Source organism: Spongiactinospora sp. 9N601, from assembly GCF_044326295.1.
In the GTDB taxonomy this organism is placed as follows: domain Bacteria; phylum Actinomycetota; class Actinomycetes; order Streptosporangiales; family Streptosporangiaceae; genus Spongiactinospora; species Spongiactinospora gelatinilytica.
In genome coordinates, this window is sequence record NZ_JBIRBB010000008.1 from 168,626 (window position 1) to 194,302 (window position 25,677).

Below are 25,677 nucleotides of genomic sequence, written 5' to 3' on the forward strand. Positions count from 1 at the left end.
GGGGCCGCTAGGGATCGGTCCCGGGGCGGCGGCCTGCCAGGCCGCGTCCGGCCGCGCTGTCACCGAAGGCGGACGCCGGGCGGCCGGCATGGGTGGGCCTTCCGACCGGCGTCGCCGAGCAGCGCATGCGCCAACGGTAAACCCGGCGGACATCGGTAGCGATATCCGTAGGATGTACCGATTTCCTGCAGATTCTGGAGTCGGCGACGGTCAGCGCGGCCCGTTCTCGCGGTCGTCCGTCGAGGGCCCGGCCGGTGCGGGCAGGCCGGCGGCGATGCGGTCCAGGACGCGCTCCAGCCCGTACCGGAACCGCTCATCGGGGCTCAGATGCGGCCCGCGCGCCTGATTCACCATCTTGCTGAAGATCGGGTACTCCCCGCTGTCCAGCAACTGCCGGATGCGCGGATAGCCGCGCGCCAGCCACTCCTCCTCGCTGAGCCCGCTGCGGCGGACCTCCTGGGCCAGTCCGCCACGCCTGGCGCTGAGCCGCCGAGGGCGCGGTCAGTCCGAGGGCCAGTTGGACAACGTGGCATCGAGGGCGTCCAGGATCTTCGACCACGAGGCGCCGGTGTCGCGAAGATGGGCGGAGTGCGCGAACGCCTGTGCCGTCTCCAGGCTCACGAACCCGTGAAAGACGCTGCCCAGCAGCCGGATCGCGTCGATGTGCCCGGACTCGGGGATGCGGTAACCATGCAGGATCGCCCGGGTCATCTCCACGTGCCGCCCCCCGGCGCTGGCCGCCGCGGTCTCGGGATCGAGGCTGAACCTGGTGGCGGCGTAGCGCCCGGGATGGCTTTTGGCGTAGTCCCGGTAGGCGTTGGCGAAGGCCACCAGGGCGTCCTTGCCCGAGCGCCCGGCCAGCGCGGCGCCGGCCTGGTCGGCGAGCTCGGCCAGCGCGAACAACGCCACCTTCGCCCGCAGGTCCCGCATGCTCGTGATGTGGGAGTACAGGCTGCCCTCCTTGACGCCGAAGCTGCGCGCCAGCGCCGTGACCGTCACGTTCTCAAAGCCGATCTCGTCGGCCAGATCCGCCGCCACCTGCGTCAGGCGTTCGACGGTCACCCCCGCGCGGGCCATGGTCGTCCTCCTCAAAGCTAAGTCGCTTATCAATTTGCATAATAGCCTTAGCTTTGATTAGCCTCTCACTCATGAGGGAGATCACAGAGAGTGACATCCGCAGATCCTTCGTCAACTGCTCCAAGGGCGAGGCCCGGCGGCTCGGCCTGCCCGACGACCTCGCCGACCGGCCGTGGGCGGATCTCGACTTCCTCGGCTGGCGCGATCCGGGCGCGCCCGGCCGGGCCTACCTGGTCGCCGAGCGCGGCGACCTGCTGATCGGCGTGGCGCTGCGGGCGACCTCCGGCGGCGCGCGCGGCTTCACCGCGCGCAGCATGTGCTCGCTGTGCCTGACCACGCGCACCGGCGGCGGCGTGGCGCTGATGGCCGCCGGTCGCGTCCGCGAGGCCGGGCGTCAGGGCGACACCGTCGGCCAGTACCTCTGCGGCGACCTCGACTGCTCGCTGTACCTGAGGGGCAAGAAGGAGACCGTGGGCAGCGGGGACCTGACGGAGACCCTGCCGGTGGAGCAGAAGATCGCCCGCCTGCGCGCCAACCTGGACGCATTCCTGGACAAGATCACCCGGTGACCTCGCGGGCGGGGCTTCGCATATCGCGGCGGGATGACTTCATTGGTAGGTCCACGCCCGCGCCGCCCGCCGTACCGTGGCGGCACCGCCATGTGAGGAGTCGCCATGCGCAGGAACCGTACTGCCGCGGCGGGCCTGGTGCTCGCCGCGGGCGCGCTCATACTCTCCGCCACTCCCGTCCAGGCACGGCCGGCCCCGCCCGCCCAGCCGCCTGGGCAGATCGAATCGATGCAGCGTGACCTGGGCCTGACCGCCGACCAGGCCGTCCGGCGGCTGGCCGCCGAACGGCGGGCGGCCGACCTGGCGCCCGTGCTGCGCACCCGCCTGGCCGACCGTTTCGGCGGCTCCTGGGTGGACGAGACCGGCGCGCTGGTGGTCGCCACCGCCGACGCCGCCGACGTCCGTGCCCTCGCCGCGGCGGGCGCGCGGCCGGTCGTGGTGAGCCGGTCCATGGCCACCCTGGAGGCGATCGTCGGCGTGCTCAACCGGGCCCCGCGCCCCGGCCCGGAGATCCGCGGCTGGCACGTGGACGTGCGGTCCAACAGCGTCGTCGTACTGGCCGCGGACACGGCCGCAGGGAAGGCGTTCGCACGGAGCGGTGGCGTGGACCGTACCGCCGTACGGATCGAGACAACCGCCGAACGGCCCGTGCCATACTCCGAGGTCCGCGGCGGTGACGGGATCCTGATCGGCTCCAAACGCTGCCTGCTCGGTTTCACGGTGCGCCGCCAGCAGACGCAAGGGTTCGTCGCCGCGGGCCACTGCGGCAAGGCCGGTGACCCGGTCTACTCCTTCCCCGCGCTGAACGGCGCGGGTGACGCTGCCTCCCGGGAGCCCATCGGCGTGGTGGAAGCCGCCTCCTATCCCGGCGACGACTACATGTGGGTGTCCCTCGATCCCAAGCTGAAGGCGGTCGGCGTGGTCGGCCGCCAGTGGCCGACTCCTGTCGCCGGCTCCACCGAGGCGCCGCCGGGCTCACTGATCTGTAGGTACGGCTCCACCACCACCTTTCACTGCGGCAACGTCCAGCAGCTCAACGCCACCGTCAACTACCCCGAAGGCACGGTCACCGGCCTGACCCGCACCAACGTCTGTGCCGAACCGGGCGACTCCGGAGGGCCGTTCATGACCAACGGGCAAGCCCAGGGTTTCATGTCGGGCGGCACCGGCAACTGCCGCACCGGCGGGACGACCTACTTCCAGCCGGTCAATGAGGCGCTGGCCGCCTATGGGCTCACCCTGATCACCGCCGTCTCCCCACCCGGAGCCGCCTCCGGTCGATGACCACCCCGTCCCCAAGGTGTGAAAAGTAGGAAAAGTAGGTACAGTGTCCCTAGTTGGCGAAGGAGGGGCACATGGCCGGAAAGATGATCGAGGGGCCGGACGGCCGCTACATCGTGGGGACGGTGAAGATCGGAGAAAAGGGACAGATCGTCATCCCGAAGGACGCGCGAGACCTGCTCGACCTCCAGCCGGGTGACACCCTGCTGGTGCTCGTGGACCGCGACCAGGGCATCGCGCTCGTGGACAACGAGCGATTCCGGCACTTCGCCACCGGGGTGCTCGCCGCCGAGGAAAGGCCCGCCACCGGCGAAGGCCGGGAGGCGGGCCGATGACCGCCTACCGCAACCCCTTCGAAGGGCAGCGCGAACCACTGACGCCCGAGCTGGTCAAGGCCGGGTTCCGGCAGGAGTCCGCCGAGTTCGGCGGAGTGCTCGTCAACTACGTCCGCGGCCCGGAGGCAGGCGTCCCGCTACTGCTCGTCCCCGGCCAGATGAGCCTGTGGAGCAGCTATCGCAAGGTCCTGCCCGACCTCGCGCGGCGCTTCACCGTCTACGCCGTCGATGTGCGCGGGCACGGCAACTCCTCCTGGACGCCGGGCGACTACTCCTGGCACTCGGCGGGGACCGACCTCGCGCACTTCCTGCGCGAGGTCATCGGCGGGCCCGCGATCGTCAGCGGAAACTCCTCCGGCGGCGTCCTCGCGCTGTGGTGCGCCGCCAACGTCCCCGACCACGTCTCGGCGATCGTGCTGGAGGATCCGCCGATCTTCTCCACCGAGTGGCCCCGCTTCCGAGACCGGGACCGGTGGGTGTACGGCAGCCTCGAATACGCCGTGCGGGCGTTCGGCGACATCGAGAGCCGGCGGCCGGCCGACATCTACCGCCAGGAGATCCCGATCGGCGAGGACAAGATCATCCGGATGCCGGATCGTTTCGTCGACCTCCTGGACCGGCTGGTCACCCGGTACCAGCGGCGGCACCCCGGCCGCCCGGCGAGCCTGGGGGTGCGCTGGCTGCCGAGGTCCCTGGACGAGATGATCCGCGCGGTGTCGATGTTCGACCCCGACTTCGCCAGGGCGTTCGTCGACGGCCGCTTCTACGGCGACTTCTCCCCCGAGGCCGCGCTGCGGCGGACGACCTGCCCGGTCCTGCTGCTGCACGCCAACTGGCAGCGGTTCGAGAAGCACGGGCTGGTCGGTGCCATGGACGACGACGACGCCCGCCGGGTGCGCGCACTGGCCCCGCAGACCGTCTACCGGCGGATCGACGCCAAACACGTCGCTCACGATGACAAACCCGAGGTGTTCACCACCGCCGTGACCGAGTTCGCGGAAGAGCTCATCAACTCGGGAGCCATCGAAGGCGCCAGGCGCCGCTGAGCCACGCCCACGCGCCACCTGATCGCGGTAGCGTGCGGATATGTCGCGTCCCCGCCCATCGGAGGTGATCACGGTGCACCCGGTCTTGTGACGGCCCCATCCCGGGGTGTCACGGAGCCGAAAGGTGACCGTATGAGCAAGACCGACAAGACCCGTCCCGCCTGGGTGCGGATGGCCGACCGGCCGCTGGTGACCTGCGTGCCCGTACATGATCACCGGGACGGCGTCTGCACGCTGCCCGACGAGATCACGGCGTGGAGCGCGTCTCTGAGCCACCGCCCGAGCGGTTGCTACTGGAGCGCCACCGCCTACGCCTACTGTCTGTTCGGTTATGGCACCGGTGGGCGGGAGTGGTACCACCTGCGGCGCGAGGACCGCCGCCGCAGCCGTCACGAGGCCCGCCGCCGGTTGCGCGCCTGGCGCGACGACGACTGAGCCCTTGGCTCCGGGCGGCGCACACCGCCCGGAGCCGCCGGGTTCAGGCCGGGTGCGTGGCACGCCCCAGCCGCCGCCCCACCCGGGCGAGCCTTCCCATCAGGCCCGCCCGCGTGCTCTCGGCGAAACCGATGAACAGGCGGTTGGCCAGCGGTACCCCCCAGCGTCCCCATCGGGCCACGTTGAAGACGCGGTGGACGAGCAGCGTGCCCCGCGGATGCGGTTCGACGCTCCACTCGCCCCGGTACCACCAGCCGCCCTGGAACGCGATGGTGTGACCGGTCACCTCCACCGTCGAGGTGTGGCCGGGGGCGTCCTGGACGGAGAACCGGCCCTCGCGCCTGCCGCCGGGCAGCAGCTCCTCGGTCAGGGCCTGCCACGCCTCGCCGACCGGGGCCTCGATGATCCCGGCCGCCTCGGCGATCAGCTTCTTCTTCGTCATGACGCCACCCGGGTGTTCTGGAACGAGGCGAAGCGCCATCCCCCGGGGGTGCGCACGGCGGTCAAGGAGACGATCGACGTGCGGAGATCGCCTGCCAGCGTGGTACCGCCCACGGAGATCACCAGCATCGCCCCGTCGCCCAGCGGCCTGATCGTCGCCTCGCCGCCGCCCGCGGCCATGGTGGAGCCCTTGAGCGGTCCGTCGAAGAGCCGGCGATGCACGGTCTCGATGATCTCTCGTCCCTTGCCGTGCCTGCCGTCGAAGGAGATGTAGTCGGCGTCCTCGGTGAACAGGGCGGCGTAGGCGGTGGCATCACCGGCGTTCCACGCCTCGGCGAGGCGGGTGAGCAGGGCGGTGATCTCTCCGTGGTTTGACATGGTGCGAACTCCTCCTTCAGGGTGATGTGTCTTACTATAGTGCAAGCTGCAATATGGAAGGGGACATCATCATGCGGATCTTGGGGTGCCGTTAACCGATGTGTCATGGGCCGCCAAACTCCGAAGATCCCTAGCCTGACCTTCTGTAATGCCGAAGCGGCTGGCGCGGATCAATGGGTATGGAACGTCCGCCGCTTGGCATGGATGAACTCATCGAGCACTGGAATGTGCTGAGCGATGAGGTCGGCCTGGTCAGTGCGAAGCAGGAGGGCACTCGTCTGGCCTTCGCGCTGTTGCTGAAGTACATCACGCAGCATGGGCGGTTCCCGCGGGGGCGGGCGGAGTTCCCTGACGAGGTGGTCGACTACGTCGCGAAGCAGACCAAGACGTCGGCCAGCAGCTTGGGCCTGTACGACTGGTCAGGCCGGACGATCGAGCGTCACCGTGGTGAGATCCGCGATCACCTCGGCTTCCGGGAGTGCTCGGTCGCCGACGCCGACAAGCTGACCGACTGGCTGGCCGTGAACGTCGCGCACGCCGAGCGACAGGCCGACCGGGTCCGCGAAGAACTGCTCAAGCAGTGTCGTCAGGAGCGGATCGAGCCGCCCTCGCCGGGGCGGGTCACTCGGATCGTACGGTCAGCACTGCACAACGCGGAGCAAACCTGGTTTCACCGGATCGCCGCGAGGCTGGACGCGGAGACGGTGACCCGGGTGCTCGCCCTGGTGGCCGCCGACAACACCGCGGTGGAGACCGAGGAGAGCGATGACGATCTGGACGAGGATGAGGGCTCGGTCCTGTCGCTGATCAAGGCGATGCCGGGCAACGTGAGCCTGGATTCGATGCTGACGGAGATCCGCAAGCTGAACGCGATCCGGGCCATCGAACTGCCAGCCGGGTTGTTCGCCGACGTGGCACCCAAGGTGCTGGGCGGGTGGCGTTTCCGCGCTGCGGTGGAGTCACCTTCACACCTGCGCCGGCGGGCCCGCAATGCGCCGGAGGCCACGATCACCCTGCTGGCCGCGCTGCTGGTCGAGCGGGAGCGGGAGGTCACCGACGCGTTGGTCGACCTGCTCATCGCCACGGTGCACCGGGTGGGCGCACGCGCCGAGCGCAAGGTCACCGAGGAGCTCATCAACGCCTTCAAGCGGGTCTCAGGCAAGGAGAACCACCTGTTCACCATCGCCGACGCCTCGCTGGCCACGCCGGACGGCACGGTGCGCGACGTGGTCTTCCCCGCGGTGCGGGGCGGCGAGCAGACGCTGCGCGAGCTGGTGCACGAGTTCAAGACCAAGGGGCCGGTCTACCGGCGCACCGTGCAGACCACGCTGAAGGCCTCCTACACCAACCACTACCGGCGCGGCCTGATCGAACTACTGGAGGTGCTGGAGTTCCGCTCCAACAACACCGCCCACCAGCCCGTCATCGACGCGCTCAAGCTGGTCCAGCGCTACGCCAAGGCCGGCAACACCACAAGGACTGGGCCGACCTGGTCTATCGCACCGACACCCGCGACCGCCGGCGGGTATCGCGCATGGTGTACGAGGTGGCCACCTTCCAGACCCTGCGGGAGCAGCTGCGCTGCAAGGAGATCTGGGTCGTCGGCGCCGACCGGTGGCGCAACCCGGACGAGGACCTGCCCACCGACTTTGAGGCCCGCCGCGCCGAGCACTACCGCGAGCTGCGCAAACCCCTGGACCCGACCGAGTTCTGTGACAGCCTGCGCGAGGAGATGACCAGCGCCCTGGCGACGCTGAACGACGCACTGCCCTCCCTGGGCTGGGTAGAGATCAGCGACCGCAAGGCCGGGGCGATCAAGCTGACACCGATCGAGGCCGCCCCCGAGCCGCGCAACTTGCGCCGGATCAAAAACGAGGTCGCCCGACGGTGGAGCGCCGTCCCCCTGATCGACATCCTCAAAGAGGCGATCCTGCGCACCGGCTGCCTGGCAAAAGTGACCGCAGCCACCGGCACCGGCCACATGAGTCCTGAGGTGCTGGCTGAGCGGCTCATGCTGGTCATCTACGCCTACGGCACCAACTGCGGCATCCGGCAGATGATCTCCGGCGCGCACGCCCACAGCGAAGAGGACCTGCGCTACGTGCGCCGTCGCTACCTGACCCCGGAGGTGGCCCGCACCATCGCGGTCGAGATCGCCAACGCCACCTTCGCCGCCCGCGACACCGGCCTGTGGGGGCAGGGCTCCACCGCGGTCGCCTCCGACTCCACCCACTTCCGCTCCTGGGATCAGAACCTGTTCACCGAGTGGCACTCCCGCTACGGCGGCCGGGGAATCCTCGTGTACTGGCACGTCGAACGCGGGTCGGTGGTCGTGCACTCACAGACGCTCAAGGCGTCGGCTTCGGAGGTGGCGGCCATGGTGGAGGGTGCCATCCGGCACCGGGAACCTGGCGCCGGCGATGACCCGGCCGGTCCGCTGGGACATCATCGCCAAGAACTATGACCAGGTCGTCAAGTACGCCACCGCGATCCGCACCCGCACCGCCTCGACCGAAGCCATCTTGTCGCGCTTCACCCGCACCGCCTCGCATCCGGCCTACCAGGCGATGCTGGAGATCGGCCGGGCGGCGCGCACCACGTTCGTCGCCCGCTACTTATACGACCGCGACCTGCAGCGAGAGATCGAGGAAGGGCTGAACGTGGTCGAGGCGTGCAACCGTGCCAACTCGGTGATCTGCTACGGCCGCGGCGGCGAGATCTCCACCAACCGGCGCGATGAGGTGGAGATGACGGCCCTGTGTCTTCGGATCTTGCAAGCCTCGCTCGTCATGGTGAATGTCCTGATGATTCAAGACGTACTCGCCGATCCCGAATGGGCCGCGCTGCGCACTCTGCTCGACCGGCGCGGCCTAACCCCGCTGTTCTGGCTCCATGTCCGCCTATACGGCGAGGTACGCCTCGATCTGAATGCCCGGCTGAGCATCGGCGCTCTCGGTTCACTCGGCGGCGCATGATTAGTGTGCCAGGGCACCTAGGCTCATCTGAGGTGTCGAGAAAGTGTCAGGTTTTCGCTGCGGCGTCGGCGAGACAGGCGTTCGTGGTCGCGGCTACCGTGAAGGGCAGCGGCCGACGCGCCGGCCCGCTTCCGAGCCTGAACTCCCACGCAGCCCGGCGAAGAGGACAAGGTCCTCAAAGGATCGCTGGCCTCCCAGGACGGCCTCCGCTACGCGCTGCTCATCTCGGTGGCCGCCGGGGTGGCCGAGATGACGATCTCCGCATTCCTGCCCCGGCGCAGGCCGTCCCGTCCGGGCGGCGATCCCGAGCAGCTGGTGAGACGCCCGCCCGGCGTACAGGCGCCGCGTCGCCCAGGCCTTCGCCCGCGAGCTGCTCTCCGACGGCGCCGACGCGGTCGGATACCTGTCCAAGGACCCCGGAGCCGTTCACCGGCGGTCCGGCGCCGCGAGCGGACCGCCGGTGAACGTGCCGGCGGCACCCGGGGGACCTCGTCCTTCAGGCGACGGCCAGCTTCTCCAGGTCGGCGAGGAGGTCACCGGGTGTAGGCAGCAGGGCGTTCTCGCCGCGGAGCCGGATGGCGGCCGTGTCGTACGCGGGGTCGCCGAGCACGGTGGCGGCGGCGCGCTCGATGGCGGCTGCGTCGGCCTGACGGTAGTCCACGCTCACCGCGGCGCCCGCACCGCCCAGTCGTTCGGCGTAGTGGTACTCGTCGGCGTGCGACGGCACTATGATCATGGGTACGGCCGACGCCAGCGCCGTCATCATCGTGCCCGCGCCACCTCCGTTGACCACGGCGTCACAGGTGGGCAGCAGCAGGTTCAGCGGCATCGACTCGACGACCCGCACCCCGGGCGGAACCTCGCCCAGCAGGGCCCGCTGGCTCGGCGTGATCGCGGCCACCACCTCGACGGGCAGGCGCCGCAGGGCCGCGACGGCCATCTCCAGGCCGTGCAGGGTGCCGGTGCGCTGGGCGAACATGTGCCCCCAGGTGACGCACACCCGGGGACGCTCGACGGGCCGGAGCAGCCACGACGGCATGACGCCCGGCCCGTTGTAGGGCACGTAGCGGATGTCCTTCCTGGGCAGCTCGCCCCGCTCCGCCAGGCTGGGCGGGCACGGGGCCACCGTGAGGTCGCCGAGCGGGTCCACGCCCGCCAGGCCGTACCGCGACCACAACTCTTCCAGGAACGGCCCGTCGAAGTCGCGGCGCCCGTAGGTGGTGTCCAGACCCCACAGGTGCCGCACGGCGGGCACTCCCAGGCGGCGGGCGGCGATGAGCCCCGCGTAGGCGCGTGCCTCGAAGACGACCAGGTCGGGGCGCCAGCTCTCGGCGAAGGCGATGAGGTCGTCGGCGGCCGCGGCCGCGATGCCGGAGAACATTCCGATGGCGCGGGTCAGGCGCAGCCGCTGGTGCTCCTCTGCGGTCATGTCCTCCCGCGGGCCGAGGTCGTGGCCCTGCCAGAAGGTGCGCAGGTCGACGTCCTGTCCCACGGCGAGCGCCGGCAGCCCCGACTGGGTCACGGTGGCGGTGAAACCGGGCTCGCAGGCCACCCGCACCTCGTGTCCCGCGGCGCGGAGCGCCCAGGCGAGGGGGACGGTCGGGTGGAAGTGGGCCGCCGCTGCGATGGTGGTGAAGAGTATGCGCATGGGAGCGACCGTGCGCAGGGCCGATAGAGAGCCCGTGGAGGCCCGATGGAGAGCCCGTGGAGGCCCGATGGAGAGCCCGGGGGGAGAGCGTGGAGCCCGTGGGGGTCGTTGATCAGGCGTTCGAGTGCGACGGCAGCACGCCGGCGGGCGCGCCCGCGGCCTCCCACATGGCCCGCACCGACTCCAGGTGAGTGCGGCGTGGCCGCCAGCCGAGCAGGCGCGTCGCATGCGCGATGTCCACCTGGGTCCAGTCGCCGCCCCTGGCCTGGACGGCGCCCGCGCGCTCGCGTACCGACTCCGGTGACCGTCCCGCCGCGGCCAGGAGGTCCTCGACGAGGGTGCGGATGTTGATCGCCTGGCCGCTCCCGACGTTGATGAGCGGGTCGGCGGCGCGGTCGGCCGTCACCTTCACCACGAGGTCGGCGACGTCCCTGACGTCGACGAAGTCGCGCCATGCGTCCACGATCGTCAGGTCGAGCTCCGCACCGTCGCGCAGCTTGCCGACGAGGCCGCCGAGGAAGCTGGCCTCGGCCGGGTGCGGGCCGTAGACGTTGGCCACCCTCAGCACCACGGCGTCGAGCTCTCCGGCACGGACCGCGTCGAGGATGCGGCGGGAGCCGGCCAGCTTCGTGCGCGCGTAGACGCTCTGCGGCGCGGGGCGCAGCTCCTCCGTGATGATCAGCCCGTGCGGCGTCGGGCCGTACTCGTGCACGCTGCCCACGTGCACCAGACGAGCCGGGCCCGGCAGCATCATCATGGCCTCGATGAGCTGATCGACGAGCCGGACGTAGGTGCGGTGCATCTCCTCGTCGCCCGCGACCCAGCCGCCGGTGGCGTTGACGACCGCCTCCACGCCCTCACCGGCCAGCACCTTCGCCAGCTCCCCACCGGAGAGCGCGGCGACGTCCAGCGGCAGGAACCGGTACGCGCCCAGATGGGCGGCGCGGCGGCGGGCCACCGCCACCAGCGGCCGCCCCTGGCGGGCGAAGGCGGCGCACACCTGCCGCCCCACGCAGCCGCTCGCGCCCAGCACCGCCACACGTCCGGTCACAGAACCTTCGTTGAAAGAACCCATGGCCCGACGCTCGCCCCAGCATGACGACGGCCCGTCGAGCGTCGCTGGACCGGGCCCGCCGGCCCGCTCCAGCGATGCTCGAGCCGCACACGGGCGGCCAGGCCCTCTGCCTGTCCGGCGACCGACGCGTGCGTGAAGCGACGTGAAATGCCCGGACACGTGGGAAGAGTGGGCCCGCACCACCTTGACCGCCCAACTCTGCGCCAACCCTGGCTAAGCGGACGGACGTCATCCTCCAGCCCGCAATGCTGGTGACTAACCACCTGGCCGACACCCAAACCGGGCCCTATGCCGACCAGATCACCCCGGCCACCCAAGCCCCGGGGGCCGGTAGGCCGACCACGACAAACAGAACTCCGACCCCGTGCCGACTACGCCCTATCCAGGGTCTTCTTTGGCTGGCGGGGCACAGTGTCGCCCTTCAGATGCCCGTACACGGGCGAGCGCGGCACCCCGAACAAGTCCGCCAAGAAGTCCGCCAAGAACGCCGAACGCGAGGAACTGGAGAAGGCGCTGGACTACCTGCGCCCAGGCGACACCCTCGTGGTGCCCTCGTTGGATCGGCTGGGCCGCTCCCTGCAAGACCTCATCTCCATCGTGGCCGGGCTGCGCAAGCGCGGCGTCGGCTTCCGCTCGCTGCACGAGGCGCTGGACACCACCACCACCGGCGGCCGACTCGTCTTCCACGTCTTCGCCGCGCTCGCCGAGTTCATCCGCGAGCTCATCGTGGAAGGCACCCACGAGGGGCTGGCTGCCGCCCGCGCCCGCGGGCAACGCCTGGGACGTCCGCCGGCGATGACCGCAGAGCAGATCCGGCATGCCCGCGACCTGCTCACCCGGCCGGAGAACACCGTCTCCTCCGTCGCCCGACTGCTCGGCGTCAGCCGCTCGACCATCTACAAATACGTCCCCGAACTCGCGACAGGTCGTGCCGTCGAACCGCCAACGGCGCGAGCCGAACTCGAAGCGGGAAGCTGAGCTACCAGGTCAGGGCCTATATGGCGGCTGGTGCCACGTCGGTTAACGGCACCCCATCTTGGTCATCGGCTCGACCGGCCGGACCGGCAGGCACGTACTGGCCCAGGGCGTCGAACGCGGGCACCAGATCACCGCCTTCGTCCGCCGGCCGGACGGGCTCACCGACCGCACGGGCCTGACCGGCGTACACCAGGGCGACGCGCACGACCCGGCGGCCCTGAACACCGCCCGCAAGGGGCAGGACGCCGTCATCGCCGCCGTCGGTGGCAGCCGGATCGCGAGCGCCCTCATCACCGCGATGCGCGACACCGGCGTGCGGCGAGTGGTGATGACGAGCAGCCGCTCGGTACCGGCCACCCGCCCCCGCCTCGCGGTCACCCTGGCCTGGCTGATCTTCCGCGCGGCCTACGCGGACCTCGCGCACGCCGAGGGCATGTTGCAGGTCAACGGGCTGGACTGGACCATCGCACGGGGCACCATGCTCAACGACAAACCGCCGGCCGGACGCGTGCACATCGACTTCGAGGCCAACGCCACCGGCGGCGCGGCACAGCTCTCCCGGGCCGACTACGCGATGGCGCTGCTCGACGGCGTCAACGACCCCGGCATGATCGGCAAGGCCATGGGCATCTGCGGCCCCAAATAGCCGGGGATAGCCGCAGGCGGCGGGTCAGGCCGTGGCCGCCGACCACCGGACGAGCGGCGGGCGGACCGCCGCGCACAGTGGATGCCCCGCGCCGTCGGTCAGGCCCAGCCGCGCGACCAGCAGTCCCGTCCGCACCGCGGCCTCCAGCGCGTCCGCGGGAACGGCGTCGAAGCACAACTTCGCCCGCCGGAACATCGAGAACACCCCGTTCTCGTCCACCGCGCCCCACGACAGGTACACGAACCGGCCGCCGGGCGGCCCCTGCACGTACGGGCCGCGAAGATCCCAGCCGCCCTCCCGGGCCGTGGCGGTGGCCTCAAGCTCCCAGGTGGCCGCGGGCGCGTCACCGCGATGCAGCCCCAGCAGTTCGCCGGGGCGTGCCCGCCGCTGCACCCCCACATGGACATTGCGATACCCGGGAAACCCCGGCGCCTGAGGGCAGTCGCGGCCGGGCAGGTCGGATGCCTCGATGCGGATCAGCACCCTGTCATCCTCGCATCACGGGCCCGGCCGCCCGGTCAGTAGGCGCGGCCGAAGAGCACCCGCTTGCCGTAGGCGGCGGGCGCGCCGCAGTGTACGCACGAACCGGACTCCGGCTCGCCGTCCAGCGGGATGCACCGCGGCGTCGCCGCGGTCTTGGCCTTGATCTCGTCCTCACACGCGGCCTCGCCGCAGTGCAGCGCCGACGCCCAGCCGGTGGCGACCGCCTGGGAGAACGCCTCCCAGGTGTCGGCCCGGCTGGTGTGCGAGTCGCGAAAAGCGGTGGCCCGCTCCAGCAGGAACGCATGGAAATCGGCCAGCACACCGGGCATCAGCTCGGGCACCGACGCCAGCGGAACCGGCTGCTTGCCCTCCTCGCCGAGGCGCTTGACCATGACCGCGGTGCCCGACTCCAGGTCGCGGGGCCCGAGTTCGAGACGGACCGGCACGCCGCGCAGCTCCCAGTCGTTGAACCGGAAACCGGGGGAAAGCTGGGCGCGGTCATCGACATGGGCGCGGACACCGGCGGCCTTGAGCCGCCCGGCCAGCTCACGCGCCGCGGACAGGGTGTGCTCGCCCTGCTCGCCGCGGCCGATGGGGACGATCACGACCTGGTGGGGCGCGAGCATGGGCGGCAGCACCAGCCCCTTGTCGTCGCCGTGGGTCATGATCACGCCGCCGAGCATGCGGGTGGACATGCCCCAGGAGGTGGTGTGGCACAGTTCGAGCCGACCGGCCTCGGAGGTGTACTGGATCTCGAAGGCCTTGGCGAAGTTGGTGCCCATGTAGTGGGAGGTCCCGGCCTGCAGGGCCTTGCCGTCGCGCATCATGCCCTCGATGGTGAAGGTCCGCACGGCCCCGGCGAACCGTTCACCGGGGGTCTTCTCCCCCGGCACCACCGGAATGGCCGCGATGTCCCGGGCCACCTCGGCGTAGATGTCGAGCGCGAGCATGGTCTCGCGCATGGCGTCGGCCTCGTCGGCGTGCGCGGTGTGGCCTTCCTGCCACAGGAACTCCGTGGTACGCAGGAACATCCTGGGCCGCAGCTCCCAGCGCACCACGTTGGCCCACTGGTTGAGCAGCAGCGGCAGATCCCGGTGGGAGGAGATCCACTTGGCCATCATCTCGCCGATGATGGTCTCGGAGGTGGGCCGGACCACCAGCGGCTCGTCGAGTTCCTTGCCGCCCGCGTGGGTGACGACGGCCAGCTCGGGCGAGAAGCCCTCGACGTGCTCGGCCTCCCGGCGCAGGTAGCTTTCCGGGATGAGCAGCGGGAAGTAGGCGTTCTCGTGGCCGGTGTCCTTGATGCGCCGGTCGAGCTCGGCCTGGAGCAGCTCCCACAGGCGGTAGCCGTAAGGTCGGATGATCATGGTGCCCTTGGCCGGGCCGCGGTCCACCAACTGCGCCTTGGCGACCAGCTCGTTGTACCAGGCCGAAAAGTCCTCGCTCTGAGGGGTCACACCGCGTTCATCACGTGCCATGCAGGGAGAATAGCGCGGATCCGGCACCCCGGATCCCCGGTCGCCCGCCCCGGCGCTACGCCGCGCGGGTGAGGAACCGCCCCGCCGACTCGCGGAAGTGGACGACCAGCGGGTCACGGTCGCCGGCCCGGGTGATGACCGCCACCTGACAGGGCGGGGCGTCGTCGATGGGGATCACGGCGAGGTCGTCGCGCAGCGTCCCGCGCCGGTCGCCGGCGGGCAGCACGGCGACGGCCGCGCCGTCGGCGATGAGTTCGAGCTTGTCCTCGAAGGTGTCGACGACCAGGGGACCCAGCGGTGCCGGCCGGCCGCCGGGCCGGGGTTCGAGCCGCCAGAAACCGCTCCACGCGGCGGTGGCCCCGGTACACGGCACCAGGGCTTCGCCCGCGAAGTCCTCCGGGGTGATCGATTCTTTCCCGGCGAGCCGGTGGGTGGCCGGGACGACGAGCACCCGGGGCTCGTCGTAGAGGGCGGTCACCCGCAGCCCGTCGGCCGCGAACGGCAGCGGCGTCCGGGCGACCAGCGCGTCGACCCGCCGGTCGGCGAGGGCGCGGGCGTCGTTCCAGTCCAGGTGGCGGGTGCGGACGTGGGCGTCGGGGTGGCGGCGGCGCAGCTCGCGCACGGCCGGGGTGATGACCAGGTCCTCGACGTACCCGATGGTGATCGCGCGCGGGGGCGCGGCCGAGCGGGCGGCCTGCGCCGCCTGCCCGGCGGTGTGCAACAACGCCTGCGCCCGCGGCAGGAAGGCCGCGCCCGCCGCGGTGAGCCGGCTGCCCGAAGGGGTGCGGTCGAGCAGCCGCACCCCGAGCACGCGCTCCAGGCGCTGGATCTGGCGGCTCAGCGAGGGCTGCGCGAGGTGCAGCGCCTGGGCGGCGCGGGCGAAGTTGAGGTGCTCGGCGACGACCGTGAAGTAGCGCACCAGCCGCAGGTCGAGATCCGGGGCGGGGCCGGCCGATGGGGCGGAAGGGGCTGCGTCGGGCACCCCACCAGCCTAGCCGTTATGCGATTTGTGCATGACGGGGTGCGGAACAGGTCTTAGACGCCCAGGTCAGAGCGCTGTTGACTCGAAGTCGTCCGGCCGGGGCCGACCCGCCGGGTTTCGCGAAGAAGGGGATCAGCCATGGGCGAGTACGACGGCAAGCGGGTCGTGATCACCGGAGGGAGCAGCGGGTTCGGCCTGGCCATCGCGCAGGCGCTCGTGACCGGCGGGGCACGCGTTCTGATCACCGGGCGCGGCCAGGCCGCCCTGGACGCCGCCCGCGACCAGCTCGGCGCGAGCGCGCTGGCGGTCCGCAGCGATACGGCGTCGCTCCCCGACATCGATGCGCTGGCCGACCGGGTGAAGGCCGAGTTCGGCACGATCGACGCCCTGTTCGCCAATGCCGGCGTCAACGGTTTCGCGCCGTTCGAGGCGACGAGTGAGGAGCTTTACGACCGGCTGCTCGCCGTCAACGCCAAGGGCCCGTACTTCACGGTGCAACGGCTCGCCCCGGTGCTCGCCGAAGGCGGCGGCGTGGTGCTCACCACCTCGGTGGCCGGCGTGCTGGGCCTTCCGGCGCTCAGCGCCTACGCCGCGAGCAAGGCCGCGCTGCGCTCGATGGCCCGCAGCCTGGCCAGGGAACTGCTGCCGAGGAAGATCCGCGTCAACGCGATCAGCCCCGGCCCGATCGATTCGGGGATCTTGGAGAAGTCGATGCCCAGAGAGGCGGCCGATCAGGTGAAGGCGCAGATGGCCGCGGAAAATCCAATGCTGCGCATGGGCACCTCCGCCGAGATCGCCAAGGCCGCGCTGTTCCTGGCGTTCGACGCCACCTACACCACCGGCGCCGAACTGGCGGTGGACGGCGGCGGCTCCCAGCTCTGACGCCCCGCCGCGGCGGCAGGGCGCAGGCCGTCGAACGCCGCCCGCAGGATCGGCTCGACGTAGCCGCGGTCGCCGTGGATCGAGGCGATGGCGATGATCATGTCGGTGATCTGCTCAAGGGTGAGGTCGTCGCGGACCTCGCGAGTCCGCTGCGCGGCGGTGAGCAGCGGCCGGGCAGCCGCGAGCACCCGGGGACGGCTCTCGCTGAAGACCGGGTTGTCGCTGCCGGCCTGGGCCAGCAACTCCGAGGCGATGTCGTGCTTGCCGGTGAAGAAGTCGTAGAACCGGTACAGCCAGGACACGAGCACGGCCCCTGGCGTCTCCCCCTCCGCGGTGCCGGCGGCGGCGCAGACGGCGTTGACCTCGTCGAGGTAGAGGGCCTCCAGCAGGTCCCGGCGGCCGGGGAAGTTGCGGTAGAGGGTCGCCATGCCGACCCCGGCCCGCCGGGAGATCTCGGCCATGGACACCTGCGCACCGGATTCGGCGAACGCGGTGCGGGCGGCGGTGAGGATCTTGTCGCGGTTGCGTTCGGCGTCGGCGCGTCTGGTGTGCGCGGGCGGCTGGTCCGAGGACATCGTTTCCTAAGTGGATAGGTTATCCGGTACGCTGAAACGGATAGCTTATCCGCTTCCGTGCGAAGCCTGATTCTACCCGTCTGCCGCGACCTCGGTCGCGGTGAGGTGAGGAGCCCTCCATGGACCACCGCCCGCTGGGACGCACCGGCGTCTCGGTCAGCCCGCTGTGCCTGGGCGCGATGATGTTCGGCGCCTTCGGCAACGCCGACCACGACGACGCGATCAAGATCGTTCATCGCGCGCTCGACGCCGGGATCAACTTCATCGACACCGCCGACGTCTACTCCGGCGGAGAGTCGGAGGAGATCGTCGGCAAGGCGCTCGCCGGCGGACGGCGCGAGGACGTCGTGCTCGCCACCAAGGTCGGCCTGCCGCTCGGCGATGACCCCAACCGGCGCGGGACCTCGCGGCGGTGGATCACCGAGGCGGTCGAGGGCTCGCTGCGCCGGCTGGGCACCGACCGGATCGACCTTTACCAGGTCCATCGCCTGGACGCGTCCGTCGATGTCGATGAGACGCTGGGCGTGCTGTCTGATTTGGTACGGGCCGGGAAGGTCCGGATGTTCGGCGCGTCCAGCGTGCCCGCGTCCCAGATAGCCGAGGCGCACTGGACCGCCGAGCGCCGTGGCCGCGAACGCTTCCGTACCGAGCAGCCGCCGTACTCTCTGCTCGTGCGCGCCGCCGAGTTCGACGTGCTGCCGACCTCCCGGCGGCACGGAATGGGCGTGCTGACCTACAGCCCGCTGGCCGGCGGCTGGCTGACCGGCCGCTACCGCAAGGGCCGGGAGATCGCCGGGCCGGGCTCGGCGGCCAGGCTGCGCCGCTTTCCCGCCGCCTACGACGCCACCGCCCCGGCGAACGCCGCGAAGCTCGACGCCGCCGACGCCCTCGGAGCGCTCGCCGACGAGGCCGGGATGACGCTGGTGCAGATGGCGATCGCGTTCGTCCTCCGCCACCCGGCGGTGACCTCCGCGATCGTCGGCCCGCGCACCATGGAGCACCTGGAGTCCTACCTGGCGGCCGACGGCGTCGAGCTGCCCGGCGACGTGCTCGACCGCATCGACGAGATCGTGCCTCCCGGGCACACGATCAACGTCGCCGACAACATGTGGCACACCGCCACCTCCGCCCTGGAGGCCGCGTCCCGCCGCCGGTAGCGCCCCCTCACCCGGCGGGGCGGTACGCGGCGGCGGCCAGGGCCTTGATCTCCTCGCCGTCGGCCGCCAGCAGGAAGCCTCCGGCGATCGCGGCGTCGGTGGCCGCGCCGAAGACCGCCAGGTAGTCATCGGCGCCGCCCGGGTAGAGCCGGGCCAGGGTGTCGGCGGTGAAGGGAACGGTCTGGCCGAAGAGCCTTTCGATCAGGCCGTCGTTGGGGCTGATCCCGGTCAGCACGGCGGCCGGCGCCTCCATCCACGGGGTGCGGACGCCGCCGAGCGCGTTGCCGAGGTCGTCGCGGCGCAGGTCGGGCGGCGACCCGGGCCGGGCATCCAGGGGCGCGGCGTGCGGCGGGGGCGGGCCGCCCGCCGCCCAGCGGGCCAGCCGGTGGACGGCGGCGTTGGCCACGTAGTGGTGCTGTGGCGCGGCGTTGACGGTGTGCCCGACGTCCATGCCGATGGCGCGCTCGCGGGGCGCGAGCGCCGCCGCCAGCCGGGCCGGGTCCATACGCGTCATGTCGTTGGCGGCGGCGACATCGACGTACGTGTCGATGTGGGCCGCCCCGGCGATCTCCCAGACCCGCAGCCGCGGCCCGTCGGGACGCCTGGCCGACAGGTAGTCCAGCGTGATGACCTCGGTCTCGGTGAGCAGCGCCAGTACCGGGACCCGCGGGTCGTCACGGAACGGCACCGGCCGGGGGTCGAACCGCAGCGGGTCGGGCAGCGTGAGCGGTGCCGCGGCGCCCATCCGGCTGTGGATCAGGTAGCCGTCGTAGACGCCGGCGACGGGGTCGATCGCGTTGATATAGGTGGACAGCCGGTGGGCGGCCAGCGACACCCCGGCGGCGATCAGTCGTGCGCCCGGGAACAGGCCCGCGACGGCCTGCCCCGCCTGGGAGAAGACGTCATAGGAATGATCGTCGCCGGGGTGATCCAGGGCGGCGTACCGGTCGGGGTCCCAGGCTTTGAGCCCGCCCGGCGCGGCTCCCTCAGGCGGCAGCGCGCTGCCGGTCACCCCGGCGCACTGCGCCGAGACGCCGGCCCAGGCGTATCCGCCGCGCACCAGCTCGCTATGGGTGTAGAGCCATTCCACCCCGGCGTCCATGAAGCCGGAGACGTTGAACCACTCCACGACGACGGTGCCGTTGAAGCGTTCCGGTGCCTCGGGGACCCGGGTGAGGATGCGGGTGGTGTAGGGGGCGTGGGCGCGCACGCCGATCCCGCCCGGTTCGGCGTGGTCTGCGTGGTAGGCGGCGGCGGTACCGCTGAGCAGGTACTCCCGCTCGGTGTAGCCGTCCGGTAGCGCGGCCGTGCGGCTGGCGTCGAAGGGGCTGCCGCGGCCACCGTCACAGGGGCGCAGGTCAGGGTAGGGGGCGTCCATGGGGGCCGTCCTCTCAGGAGATCGTCGCCGTCAGCCTGCCCTTGACAAGCGATCTATGTCAAGCTCGGGCTGACAGCCGTATGGGATGATCGCCCCGTGACGCGAAGCAGACGTACTCGCCCCGTGGGATCGGCCGAGACCCTGATGACCCACTGTTCGTTCTGCGGCACGCCGTACGCCGAGGCCGGCCGGGTGGTCGCGGGCCCCGGGGTCTACATCTGCGACGCCTGCGTGGAACTGTGCCGGCAGGTCATCGCCGACACCCCGCCCCGGCCGGACGGCGCCCCGCCACGGGTGCACCGCGGCCCCGACCCCCGTACCGACGAATACCTCACCAGCATGTCCGACGCGGACATGCTGGCCATGCTCCCCCGCCAGGCCCGCACGGTGGACCAGGCCGAGCGCGACCTGCGCGCCTGGGTGCGGCTGCTGCGTGATCGCGGAGTGACATGGGCCAGGATCGGCGAGGCCCTGGGAGTGACCCGCCAGGCGGCCTGGGACCGGTTCGCCGCCGACGTCGCCGACGTCGCCGGCGGCGACCAGGCCGACTGAGCGGGCGGCTTCAGGAGGAGTGCGGGTCCTTGATCTGCACGTCGCGGCCCGCGCCGAATCCGGCCGCCACCATGGGCACGCAGAGGCAGATCACCACGATCAGCGGGACCGTCCAGCCGCCGGTGCGGTCGTGCAGGATGCCCAGGAGCAGCGGCCCGGCCGCGGCCACCAGGTAGCCGATCGACTGGGCCATGCCCGCCAGCGCGGGCGCCTGCGCGGTGCTGCCCGCGCGGTGGCTCTGGAAGGTCAGGGCCAGGACCAGGCAGGCGCCGCCGCCCAGGCCGAGCAGTACGCACGACAGCAGAGCCAGCTCCGGGGAGACGAGCAGGACGACGAAGCCCGCGGCGTTCGACGCCGAGGCGGCCACGGCGGCCCACCGCTGGTCGTGGCGACCCCGGGTCAGCAGCGGCAGGAAGCCGCTGGAGACCAGGCCGACCACCTGGTAGAAGAACAGCATCCACCCGGCCTCGGCGGCGGAGACGCCCTGATGGACCAGGATGCTCGGCAGCCACGCGATGGTCACGTAGAAGGCGAGCGACTGAAGCCCCATGAACAGGCTGACCTGCCAGGCCAGCCACGATCGCCAGGGGGTCGCGCCGCGCGGCCCGGCCGGTCCGGCCTGCGCGGTGTCGCCCCGCAGGCGGGGGATCCAGACGGCCAGGGCCAGCACGATCAGTACCGCGCCCCAGGCCAGCGAGGTACGCCAGCCGCCGGGCAGCACCTGCGCCAGCGGCACCGAGACACCGGAGGAGACCGCCGCCACCAGTCCCATCACCGTCACGTACACAGCGCTGACCGCTCCGATGCGGGGCCCGGGCACGCTGCGCCGGATCACCGCGGGCAGCAGGACGTTTCCGCAGGCGATCGCCGCCGACAGGACCACGGTGCCGATGAACAGGAAGGCCACCGAGGGAAGTGATCTCAGTACGGTGCCCGCGGCCAGGACGATCAGCGACAGTACGAGCAGGCGCGAGGTCCCCAGCCGGTGCGAGATCCGCCCGACCAGCGGGGACGTCGCGGCGAAGGTCAGCAGCGGCAGCGTGGTGAGCAGGCCGCCCCACTGCGGCGATAGGCCACTGCCCTGCTCGATGGCGGGCAGAAGCGGGCCCACTCCGGTGAGCGTGGCCCGCAGGTTGGCCGCCACGAGGACGACCGCGACGATGAGCCCGAGCGAGACCGCACGGCCTTCGGCCTTCGTCTCGTCCCGCACGGAGGCTTCGGCGCTCATTCGCCCGCCCCGGCCGGGGTCCGGGTGGCGGAGCGGCGCGTGACCCGCACCACCGAGGACGCGATGTGCCGGGCGGCGACCTCGTCACCGGCCTCGATGGCGTCCACCAGCCGGACGTGCAGGCGGGCGTGCTCGGCGGCGGCCTCGGGGTCCCAGGGCACCGCCCTGAGCGTCGCCGTCAGGGCGGTGCCGAGGTAGGCGTACACCTCGGCGAGCAGCCCGTTGCCACCGGCGTTGACCACCTCGCGGTGGAACTCGCCGTCCGCAGCGGCGAGCGCCGCCATCTCCCCTGCGCGGTTGGCCTCCTCCACGGCGGCCAGCAGCCGCCGCAGCACGCCCACCTTGCTCTCGGAACGGCGCGCCGCGGCCAGCCCGGCCGCGTACTCCTCCAGGATCGCCCGGAGCTCGAAGATCTCCTCCTCCCGGGCCGCGCTCGCGCGCCGGACCAGCACGGACTCCAGCTCGCTCGCCGCCCGCACATAGGTTCCGTCGCCGACCCGGGCCTCAAGCAGGCCCAGGTGCACCAGGGCGCGCAGCGCTTCGCGGACGGTGTTGCGGCTGACCTTGAGCTGCTCGACCAGAACGTGTTCCGGCGGGATCCGGGTGCCCACCGGCCACCGGCCGGACTCGATGTGGGCCCGCAGGCTGTTGACCAACTGGGCGGACATGGTCGCCGACCGATGCGGCGCCTCCAGACCTTCCATGCGATTCCTCCAAATGTTGGACATTAGTATTGACCGGCATATGGCCATATGTCCAACCTGGAGGGGGTTATCGCTGCGGGGTGGCCTTCCGGAGGAAGACGATGCCGTCGATCGCGCCGAGGTGAGCGGGGTCGAGCGGGAAATAGGCGAAATCCTGGGATACGCGCGGGGCGGGTTCGGTGACGGCCTCGGCCAGGCGGCGGGCGTCGATGAGAGCGTGGTCCCATGGGAGGGCGGACAGGACGCCCTCGACGGTGTCCGGGGGCGGGGCGTCGTCGCCGGCCGTACCGAAGGCCGTGGCCAGGAAGGCGTACCGGTCACCGAGGCGCGTCGCGGTGATCGCCCCCGCGCTCCACCACTCCAGCGACTGCTCGCCGAACGCCATGGAACTCTCGGCGCGCTGCAGGTGGAGGTTGTGGGCGAAGATCAGGGCCGGGCCGTGCTCGGCGATGGCACCCAGGTTGGCGGCCATCATCGCGTCCCGCAGGGCCGACAGCCGGGGCCACCGCGCCGGGGAGTCGTCGGCCAGCCAGTAGTGGTACCGCAGCAGGCCGGTGGCGGTGCGCCCGTACAGTTCGGCCCGCTCCCGGTCCTTCGCGCTCAGGCGCGGCGCCTGCGTGTCGAGCAGCGCCACCAGATCGTCGGCGATCAGCCGCAGCCGCTCGGCCTCGGCGGACCGGCCGATCGACTGGGCCGGGTCCATGGCCGTGGCCTCGTTGGACCACCGCTCGTCCGGGCCGAGCAGCGCATCAAGGGTCTCCATGCTGGCGGGAAGCGGGCCGTCCAGGAGCGCGTGCAGGGCGGTGAGCGCCTGGCGCGGGCTCTCGGCCCAGTACTCCAGCGGGCCGTCGAAACCGAAGAACCTCAGCTTCTCCTCGTGTTCCTCGTTGTAGGCGCGCATCCAGCGCACGAGGTCGCGGTTGGCCGGGAAGGCGCCGAAGTCGTGGCTGAAGCCGCGTTCCATCGCCTCGTCGAGCGTGCCGGCGCCCGTCGTGATGTGGTCGTCCACCACGAGGCCCCGCAGGCAGTCGCTCTCGATGGTGAAGGACCGGTAGCCCTCGTGCTCGACGAGGTACCGGAAGAGTTCGTTGCGCAGTTCGCCCAGTTCCCCCACGAAGTGCCTGGCCTCGCCCAGCCCGAGCAGCAGGGGCTTGGCGGGCAGCGACCGCAGGAACGCGGAAAGGCCCGCGCCGTCCAGCGGACGGGCCGTGTCGATGACATCCATGCCCTCAACGGTATCGCTGGACTTTCGGTGTAAACTTTGCCGCGAACATGCCCGTTCACCTGCGAGAAACCTTCAATCGGTGATGCACCCATGAGGCCGGTGGACCTGGCGCGCGAGCACGGTCTGTCCACCCAGGCGATCAGAAACTACGAGGACGCCGGCGTGCTGCCCGCCGCCGCACGCACCGTCCACGGCTATCGCACCTACACGCCGCTGCACGCGCAGGCGCTGCGCGCGTTCCTCGCCCTCCTGCCGGGGCACGGCCACCAGACGGCGACGTCGATCATGCAGGCGGTCAACCGGGGCGCCGCCGAGGACGCGCTCCGGCTCATCGACGAGAGCCACGGCCGCCTTCTCGACGACCGCCGCACCCTCCAGGCCGTCGAAGCCGCGCTCCGCGACCTGGCGCCGGTGCCGCAGGAGCGCCGCGAGACGTTCATCGGCCCGCTGGCCAAGCGGCTCGGCCTGCGCCCCGCCACCTTGCGCAAATGGGAGAAGGCCGGATTGGTCCGGCCGCGCCGCGACCCGCAGACGGGATATCGGGTCTACAGCGCGGCCGACGTACGGGACGTGCGGCTGGCCCACCAGCTCAGGCGGGGCGGCTACCTGCTGGAGCAGATCGCCCCGCTGATCGCCCAGGTCCGCGCCGCCGGAGGCGTCGCCCCGCTGGAGTCGGCCCTGAACGACTGGCACGCCCGCCTGTCCGCGCGGGGCCGCGCCATGCTCAAGGGCGCCGCCGACCTGGACGCGTACCTCGGCGTCCTCCGGCCCTGAGCCCGGAAGCACCGGTCAGCCGCCCTGGCGGTTCCCCGCCCACACCGCGCTCCCATCCCGCCCCGCGGTGATCGAGAAGCACAAGGCCGGCAGGCCCGCAGGTCAGCACCCAGAACGGCAGCACCGGCCAGCCGGGGGATCGGCTGATGAGGATCGTCGAAGGCGTCCTGGACCGGCACCGCTCCCCCATGGCGGCATCCGAGGCGACCGCGGACTGATCGCCGTCAGCCGGCCGCCAGGTCCATGCGCAGGAACTCGGTGATGCGCAGCAGTTTCGGCGGACGTGTCACCCCATCGGGCAGGGCCCGGAACGCCTCGGCCGCCCCGACCAGGCGTGGAGCGGCGAGTTCCAGGTCCTTGCCGTCGACCCGGAGCCGCGCACCGCCGGCCGCCAGGACGTTGCGCACCCAGTCCGAGCCCGATCCGTACACCAGGATGAACAGGTAGCCGCCATCGACGGGGTGCGCGTCCAGCGGCGTACGGTACGTCGCGCCGGAGACGCGGCCCACGTGAACCAGCACCGGCCACTTGCCACTCGCGACCGCGCGCGGGTTGAACACCCGCTTGTTCACCTGCCCCCACCACTTGGGCATCGGCATCAGGGCCTCCTTGTTCCGCACTCGCGCTGGTAAGCTTACGCTTGTAAGGTTGTCTTACATGTGTAAGCTTGTCAACCCGTACGTCCTCTGGAGCCGACATGTCACCAGCCCCGCAGTCGTCACGGCGACCGCTCAGCACCGCCCGGGTGCTGGAGGCCGCCATCCGGGTCGCGGACCGCGGCGGCGCGGAGGCGATCACCATGCGGCGGGTGGCGCAGGAGCTCGGCGTGGAGGCGATGTCCCTCTACCACCACGTACCGAACAAGGACGCCATCCTCGACGGCGTCATCGACATGGTGTTCGCGGCGATCGCACTGCCCTGCGCCGACTGCGACGACTGGCGCGACGCGATCCGCACCCGCGCCCATTCCGCGCGCGCGGTCCTGTCGCAGCACAGTTGGGCCCTCGGCCTCATGGACTCCCGCCGCGACCCGGGTCCGGCCACGCTACGCCACCACGATGCCGTCCTCGGTGTGCTCCGGAGGGCGGGGTTCACTCTGCCGATGGCGGCGCACGCCGTCTCGCTCATCGACAGCTACGTCGGCGGCTTCGTCCTGCAGGAGGCGAACCTGCCGATCACGACGCCCGAGGACGTCGAGGAGGTGGCCGGCGGCATCCTGGCGCACCTGCCTGCGGACGACCTGCCGTACCTCACCGAGATGATCGCCGACCATGGCCTGCGGCCGGGCTATGACCACACCAGCGAGTTCGGCTACGGCCTGGACCTGATCCTGGACGCGCTCGAAGCGCGCCGCCGGGAACCCTTGAGGCGATGA

30 protein-coding genes are annotated in these 25,677 nt (G+C 71.4%); 15 read left to right on the top strand and 15 right to left on the bottom strand.

The genetic code is table 11. The features are described 5' to 3' along the window. Positions 1-210 precede the first annotated feature (210 nt). Entirely contained in the window at positions 211-465 is a 255-nt protein-coding gene (locus ACH34R_RS20630) for a TetR/AcrR family transcriptional regulator C-terminal domain-containing protein (RefSeq protein ID WP_397563381.1), read from the bottom strand. Positions 466-501: 36 nt separating this feature from the next. Continuing rightward, positions 502-1,077: a TetR/AcrR family transcriptional regulator gene (locus ACH34R_RS20635; protein ID WP_397563082.1), complete on the bottom strand. Its 576-nt coding sequence runs from the start codon at positions 1,075-1,077 to the stop codon at positions 502-504. A 71-nt stretch (positions 1,078-1,148) separates the two neighbouring features. Here ACH34R_RS20635 and ACH34R_RS20640 point away from each other — a divergent pair, with 71 nt between their 5' ends. From ACH34R_RS20640 to ACH34R_RS20660, 5 genes are all read left to right on the top strand, one after another. Further along, positions 1,149-1,646: an FBP domain-containing protein gene (locus tag ACH34R_RS20640; protein ID WP_397563083.1), complete on the top strand. Its 498-nt coding sequence runs from the start codon at positions 1,149-1,151 to the stop codon at positions 1,644-1,646. A gap of 105 nt (positions 1,647-1,751) precedes the next feature. Next, the gene (locus ACH34R_RS20645; RefSeq protein ID WP_397563084.1) at positions 1,752-2,930 is read left to right on the top strand and encodes a S1 family peptidase; all 1,179 of its coding nucleotides are present in this window, start codon (positions 1,752-1,754) and stop codon (positions 2,928-2,930) included. A gap of 71 nt (positions 2,931-3,001) precedes the next feature. Then, complete coding sequence (locus ACH34R_RS20650; RefSeq protein ID WP_397563085.1) at positions 3,002-3,262, top strand: AbrB/MazE/SpoVT family DNA-binding domain-containing protein; 261 nt, start codon at positions 3,002-3,004, stop codon at positions 3,260-3,262. Further along, positions 3,259-4,308 (top strand): alpha/beta fold hydrolase, encoded by a 1,050-nt coding sequence (locus ACH34R_RS20655; RefSeq protein WP_397563086.1) that lies wholly within the window; start codon positions 3,259-3,261, stop codon positions 4,306-4,308. Before ACH34R_RS20650 ends, ACH34R_RS20655 begins: the two co-directional genes overlap by 4 nt. A gap of 132 nt (positions 4,309-4,440) precedes the next feature. After that, positions 4,441-4,743: a hypothetical protein gene (locus tag ACH34R_RS20660; RefSeq protein ID WP_397563087.1), complete on the top strand. Its 303-nt coding sequence runs from the start codon at positions 4,441-4,443 to the stop codon at positions 4,741-4,743. A 43-nt stretch (positions 4,744-4,786) separates the two neighbouring features. On the opposite strand, the gene ACH34R_RS20665 is transcribed toward ACH34R_RS20660, so the two are convergent. Together ACH34R_RS20665 and ACH34R_RS20670 are read right to left on the bottom strand one after the other, a co-directional pair. Continuing rightward, the gene (locus ACH34R_RS20665; protein ID WP_397563088.1) at positions 4,787-5,185 is read right to left on the bottom strand and encodes a hypothetical protein; all 399 of its coding nucleotides are present in this window, start codon (positions 5,183-5,185) and stop codon (positions 4,787-4,789) included. After that, positions 5,182-5,562, bottom strand: a complete 381-nt coding sequence (locus tag ACH34R_RS20670) for an SgcJ/EcaC family oxidoreductase (RefSeq protein WP_397563089.1) — start codon at positions 5,560-5,562, stop codon at positions 5,182-5,184. The genes ACH34R_RS20665 and ACH34R_RS20670 overlap by 4 nt, the downstream gene beginning before the upstream one ends. 200 nt (positions 5,563-5,762) lie before the next feature. Here ACH34R_RS20670 and ACH34R_RS20675 point away from each other — a divergent pair, with 200 nt between their 5' ends. From ACH34R_RS20675 to ACH34R_RS20685, 3 genes are read left to right on the top strand one after another with little or no spacing between them, the layout of a single operon-like run. Continuing rightward, complete coding sequence (locus tag ACH34R_RS20675) at positions 5,763-7,298, top strand: DUF4158 domain-containing protein (RefSeq protein WP_397563090.1); 1,536 nt, start codon at positions 5,763-5,765, stop codon at positions 7,296-7,298. Further along, entirely contained in the window at positions 7,295-8,026 is a 732-nt protein-coding gene (locus tag ACH34R_RS20680; RefSeq protein WP_397563091.1) for a Tn3 family transposase, read from the top strand. Before ACH34R_RS20675 ends, ACH34R_RS20680 begins: the two co-directional genes overlap by 4 nt. Beyond that, positions 7,983-8,537, top strand: a complete 555-nt coding sequence (locus ACH34R_RS20685) for a Tn3 family transposase (protein ID WP_397563092.1) — start codon at positions 7,983-7,985, stop codon at positions 8,535-8,537. The genes ACH34R_RS20680 and ACH34R_RS20685 overlap by 44 nt, the downstream gene beginning before the upstream one ends. 496 nt (positions 8,538-9,033) lie before the next feature. On the opposite strand, the gene ACH34R_RS20690 is transcribed toward ACH34R_RS20685, so the two are convergent. After that, the gene (locus ACH34R_RS20690; RefSeq protein ID WP_397563093.1) at positions 9,034-10,185 is read right to left on the bottom strand and encodes a nucleotide disphospho-sugar-binding domain-containing protein; all 1,152 of its coding nucleotides are present in this window, start codon (positions 10,183-10,185) and stop codon (positions 9,034-9,036) included. Positions 10,186-10,297: 112 nt separating this feature from the next. Then, positions 10,298-11,236 (bottom strand): NAD-dependent epimerase/dehydratase family protein, encoded by a 939-nt coding sequence (locus ACH34R_RS20695; protein ID WP_397563094.1) that lies wholly within the window; start codon positions 11,234-11,236, stop codon positions 10,298-10,300. Positions 11,237-11,671: 435 nt separating this feature from the next. On the opposite strand from ACH34R_RS20695, the gene ACH34R_RS20700 reads away from it, so the two are divergent. After that, positions 11,672-12,238, top strand: coding sequence for a recombinase family protein (locus ACH34R_RS20700; protein WP_397563095.1), 567 nt, complete (start codon positions 11,672-11,674; stop codon positions 12,236-12,238). Positions 12,239-12,296: 58 nt separating this feature from the next. Then, on the top strand, positions 12,297-12,884 hold the full coding sequence (locus tag ACH34R_RS20705; RefSeq protein WP_397563096.1) for an NAD(P)-dependent oxidoreductase: 588 nt from the start codon (positions 12,297-12,299) through the stop codon (positions 12,882-12,884). 24 nt (positions 12,885-12,908) lie between these two features. Here the strand turns inward: ACH34R_RS20705 and ACH34R_RS20710 are convergent, their stop codons facing one another. The 3 genes from ACH34R_RS20710 to ACH34R_RS20720 are packed head-to-tail and all read right to left on the bottom strand — an operon-like array spanning position 12,909 to position 15,827. Then, a complete protein-coding gene (locus ACH34R_RS20710; protein WP_397563097.1) occupies positions 12,909-13,367 on the bottom strand; it encodes a DUF5990 family protein in 459 nt (152 codons plus the stop codon). Positions 13,368-13,402: 35 nt separating this feature from the next. Further along, positions 13,403-14,845, bottom strand: a complete 1,443-nt coding sequence (gene proS, locus ACH34R_RS20715; RefSeq protein WP_397563098.1) for a proline--tRNA ligase — start codon at positions 14,843-14,845, stop codon at positions 13,403-13,405. Between the two features lie 55 nt (positions 14,846-14,900). Beyond that, on the bottom strand, positions 14,901-15,827 hold the full coding sequence (locus tag ACH34R_RS20720; RefSeq protein ID WP_397563099.1) for a LysR family transcriptional regulator: 927 nt from the start codon (positions 15,825-15,827) through the stop codon (positions 14,901-14,903). A 138-nt stretch (positions 15,828-15,965) separates the two neighbouring features. Here ACH34R_RS20720 and ACH34R_RS20725 point away from each other — a divergent pair, with 138 nt between their 5' ends. Next, complete coding sequence (locus ACH34R_RS20725; RefSeq protein ID WP_397563100.1) at positions 15,966-16,709, top strand: SDR family oxidoreductase; 744 nt, start codon at positions 15,966-15,968, stop codon at positions 16,707-16,709. On the opposite strand, the gene ACH34R_RS20730 is transcribed toward ACH34R_RS20725, so the two are convergent. After that, positions 16,658-17,284 carry a TetR/AcrR family transcriptional regulator gene (locus ACH34R_RS20730; RefSeq protein WP_397563101.1) on the bottom strand — a complete coding sequence of 209 codons (627 nt, stop codon included), beginning with the start codon at positions 17,282-17,284 and terminating at the stop codon, positions 16,658-16,660. The two genes, ACH34R_RS20725 and ACH34R_RS20730, sit on opposite strands and share 52 nt — an antisense overlap. A 119-nt stretch (positions 17,285-17,403) precedes the next feature. Between ACH34R_RS20730 and ACH34R_RS20735 the strand changes: the two genes are divergently transcribed. Next, positions 17,404-18,441: an aldo/keto reductase gene (locus ACH34R_RS20735; protein ID WP_397563102.1), complete on the top strand. Its 1,038-nt coding sequence runs from the start codon at positions 17,404-17,406 to the stop codon at positions 18,439-18,441. A 7-nt stretch (positions 18,442-18,448) separates the two neighbouring features. Here ACH34R_RS20735 and ACH34R_RS20740 read toward each other — a convergent pair whose 3' ends face one another. Beyond that, positions 18,449-19,819 (bottom strand): alpha/beta hydrolase domain-containing protein, encoded by a 1,371-nt coding sequence (locus tag ACH34R_RS20740; protein WP_397563103.1) that lies wholly within the window; start codon positions 19,817-19,819, stop codon positions 18,449-18,451. 96 nt (positions 19,820-19,915) lie between these two features. On the opposite strand from ACH34R_RS20740, the gene ACH34R_RS20745 reads away from it, so the two are divergent. Continuing rightward, a complete protein-coding gene (locus ACH34R_RS20745) occupies positions 19,916-20,371 on the top strand; it encodes a ClpX C4-type zinc finger protein (RefSeq protein ID WP_397563104.1) in 456 nt (151 codons plus the stop codon). A gap of 10 nt (positions 20,372-20,381) precedes the next feature. On the opposite strand, the gene ACH34R_RS20750 is transcribed toward ACH34R_RS20745, so the two are convergent. From ACH34R_RS20750 to ACH34R_RS20760, 3 genes are all read right to left on the bottom strand, one after another. Beyond that, positions 20,382-21,599, bottom strand: a complete 1,218-nt coding sequence (locus ACH34R_RS20750; protein ID WP_397563105.1) for a CynX/NimT family MFS transporter — start codon at positions 21,597-21,599, stop codon at positions 20,382-20,384. Further along, a complete protein-coding gene (locus ACH34R_RS20755; RefSeq protein WP_397563106.1) occupies positions 21,596-22,303 on the bottom strand; it encodes a FadR/GntR family transcriptional regulator in 708 nt (235 codons plus the stop codon). The genes ACH34R_RS20750 and ACH34R_RS20755 overlap by 4 nt, the downstream gene beginning before the upstream one ends. Before the next feature lie 67 nt (positions 22,304-22,370). Beyond that, positions 22,371-23,528: an erythromycin esterase family protein gene (locus tag ACH34R_RS20760; RefSeq protein WP_397563107.1), complete on the bottom strand. Its 1,158-nt coding sequence runs from the start codon at positions 23,526-23,528 to the stop codon at positions 22,371-22,373. Between the two features lie 90 nt (positions 23,529-23,618). Between ACH34R_RS20760 and ACH34R_RS20765 the strand changes: the two genes are divergently transcribed. Continuing rightward, entirely contained in the window at positions 23,619-24,302 is a 684-nt protein-coding gene (locus ACH34R_RS20765; protein WP_397563108.1) for a TioE family transcriptional regulator, read from the top strand. 224 nt (positions 24,303-24,526) lie between these two features. Here ACH34R_RS20765 and ACH34R_RS20770 read toward each other — a convergent pair whose 3' ends face one another. After that, positions 24,527-24,901: a nitroreductase family deazaflavin-dependent oxidoreductase gene (locus tag ACH34R_RS20770; protein ID WP_397563109.1), complete on the bottom strand. Its 375-nt coding sequence runs from the start codon at positions 24,899-24,901 to the stop codon at positions 24,527-24,529. A gap of 98 nt (positions 24,902-24,999) precedes the next feature. On the opposite strand from ACH34R_RS20770, the gene ACH34R_RS20775 reads away from it, so the two are divergent. Then, complete coding sequence (locus tag ACH34R_RS20775) at positions 25,000-25,677, top strand: TetR/AcrR family transcriptional regulator (protein ID WP_397563110.1); 678 nt, start codon at positions 25,000-25,002, stop codon at positions 25,675-25,677.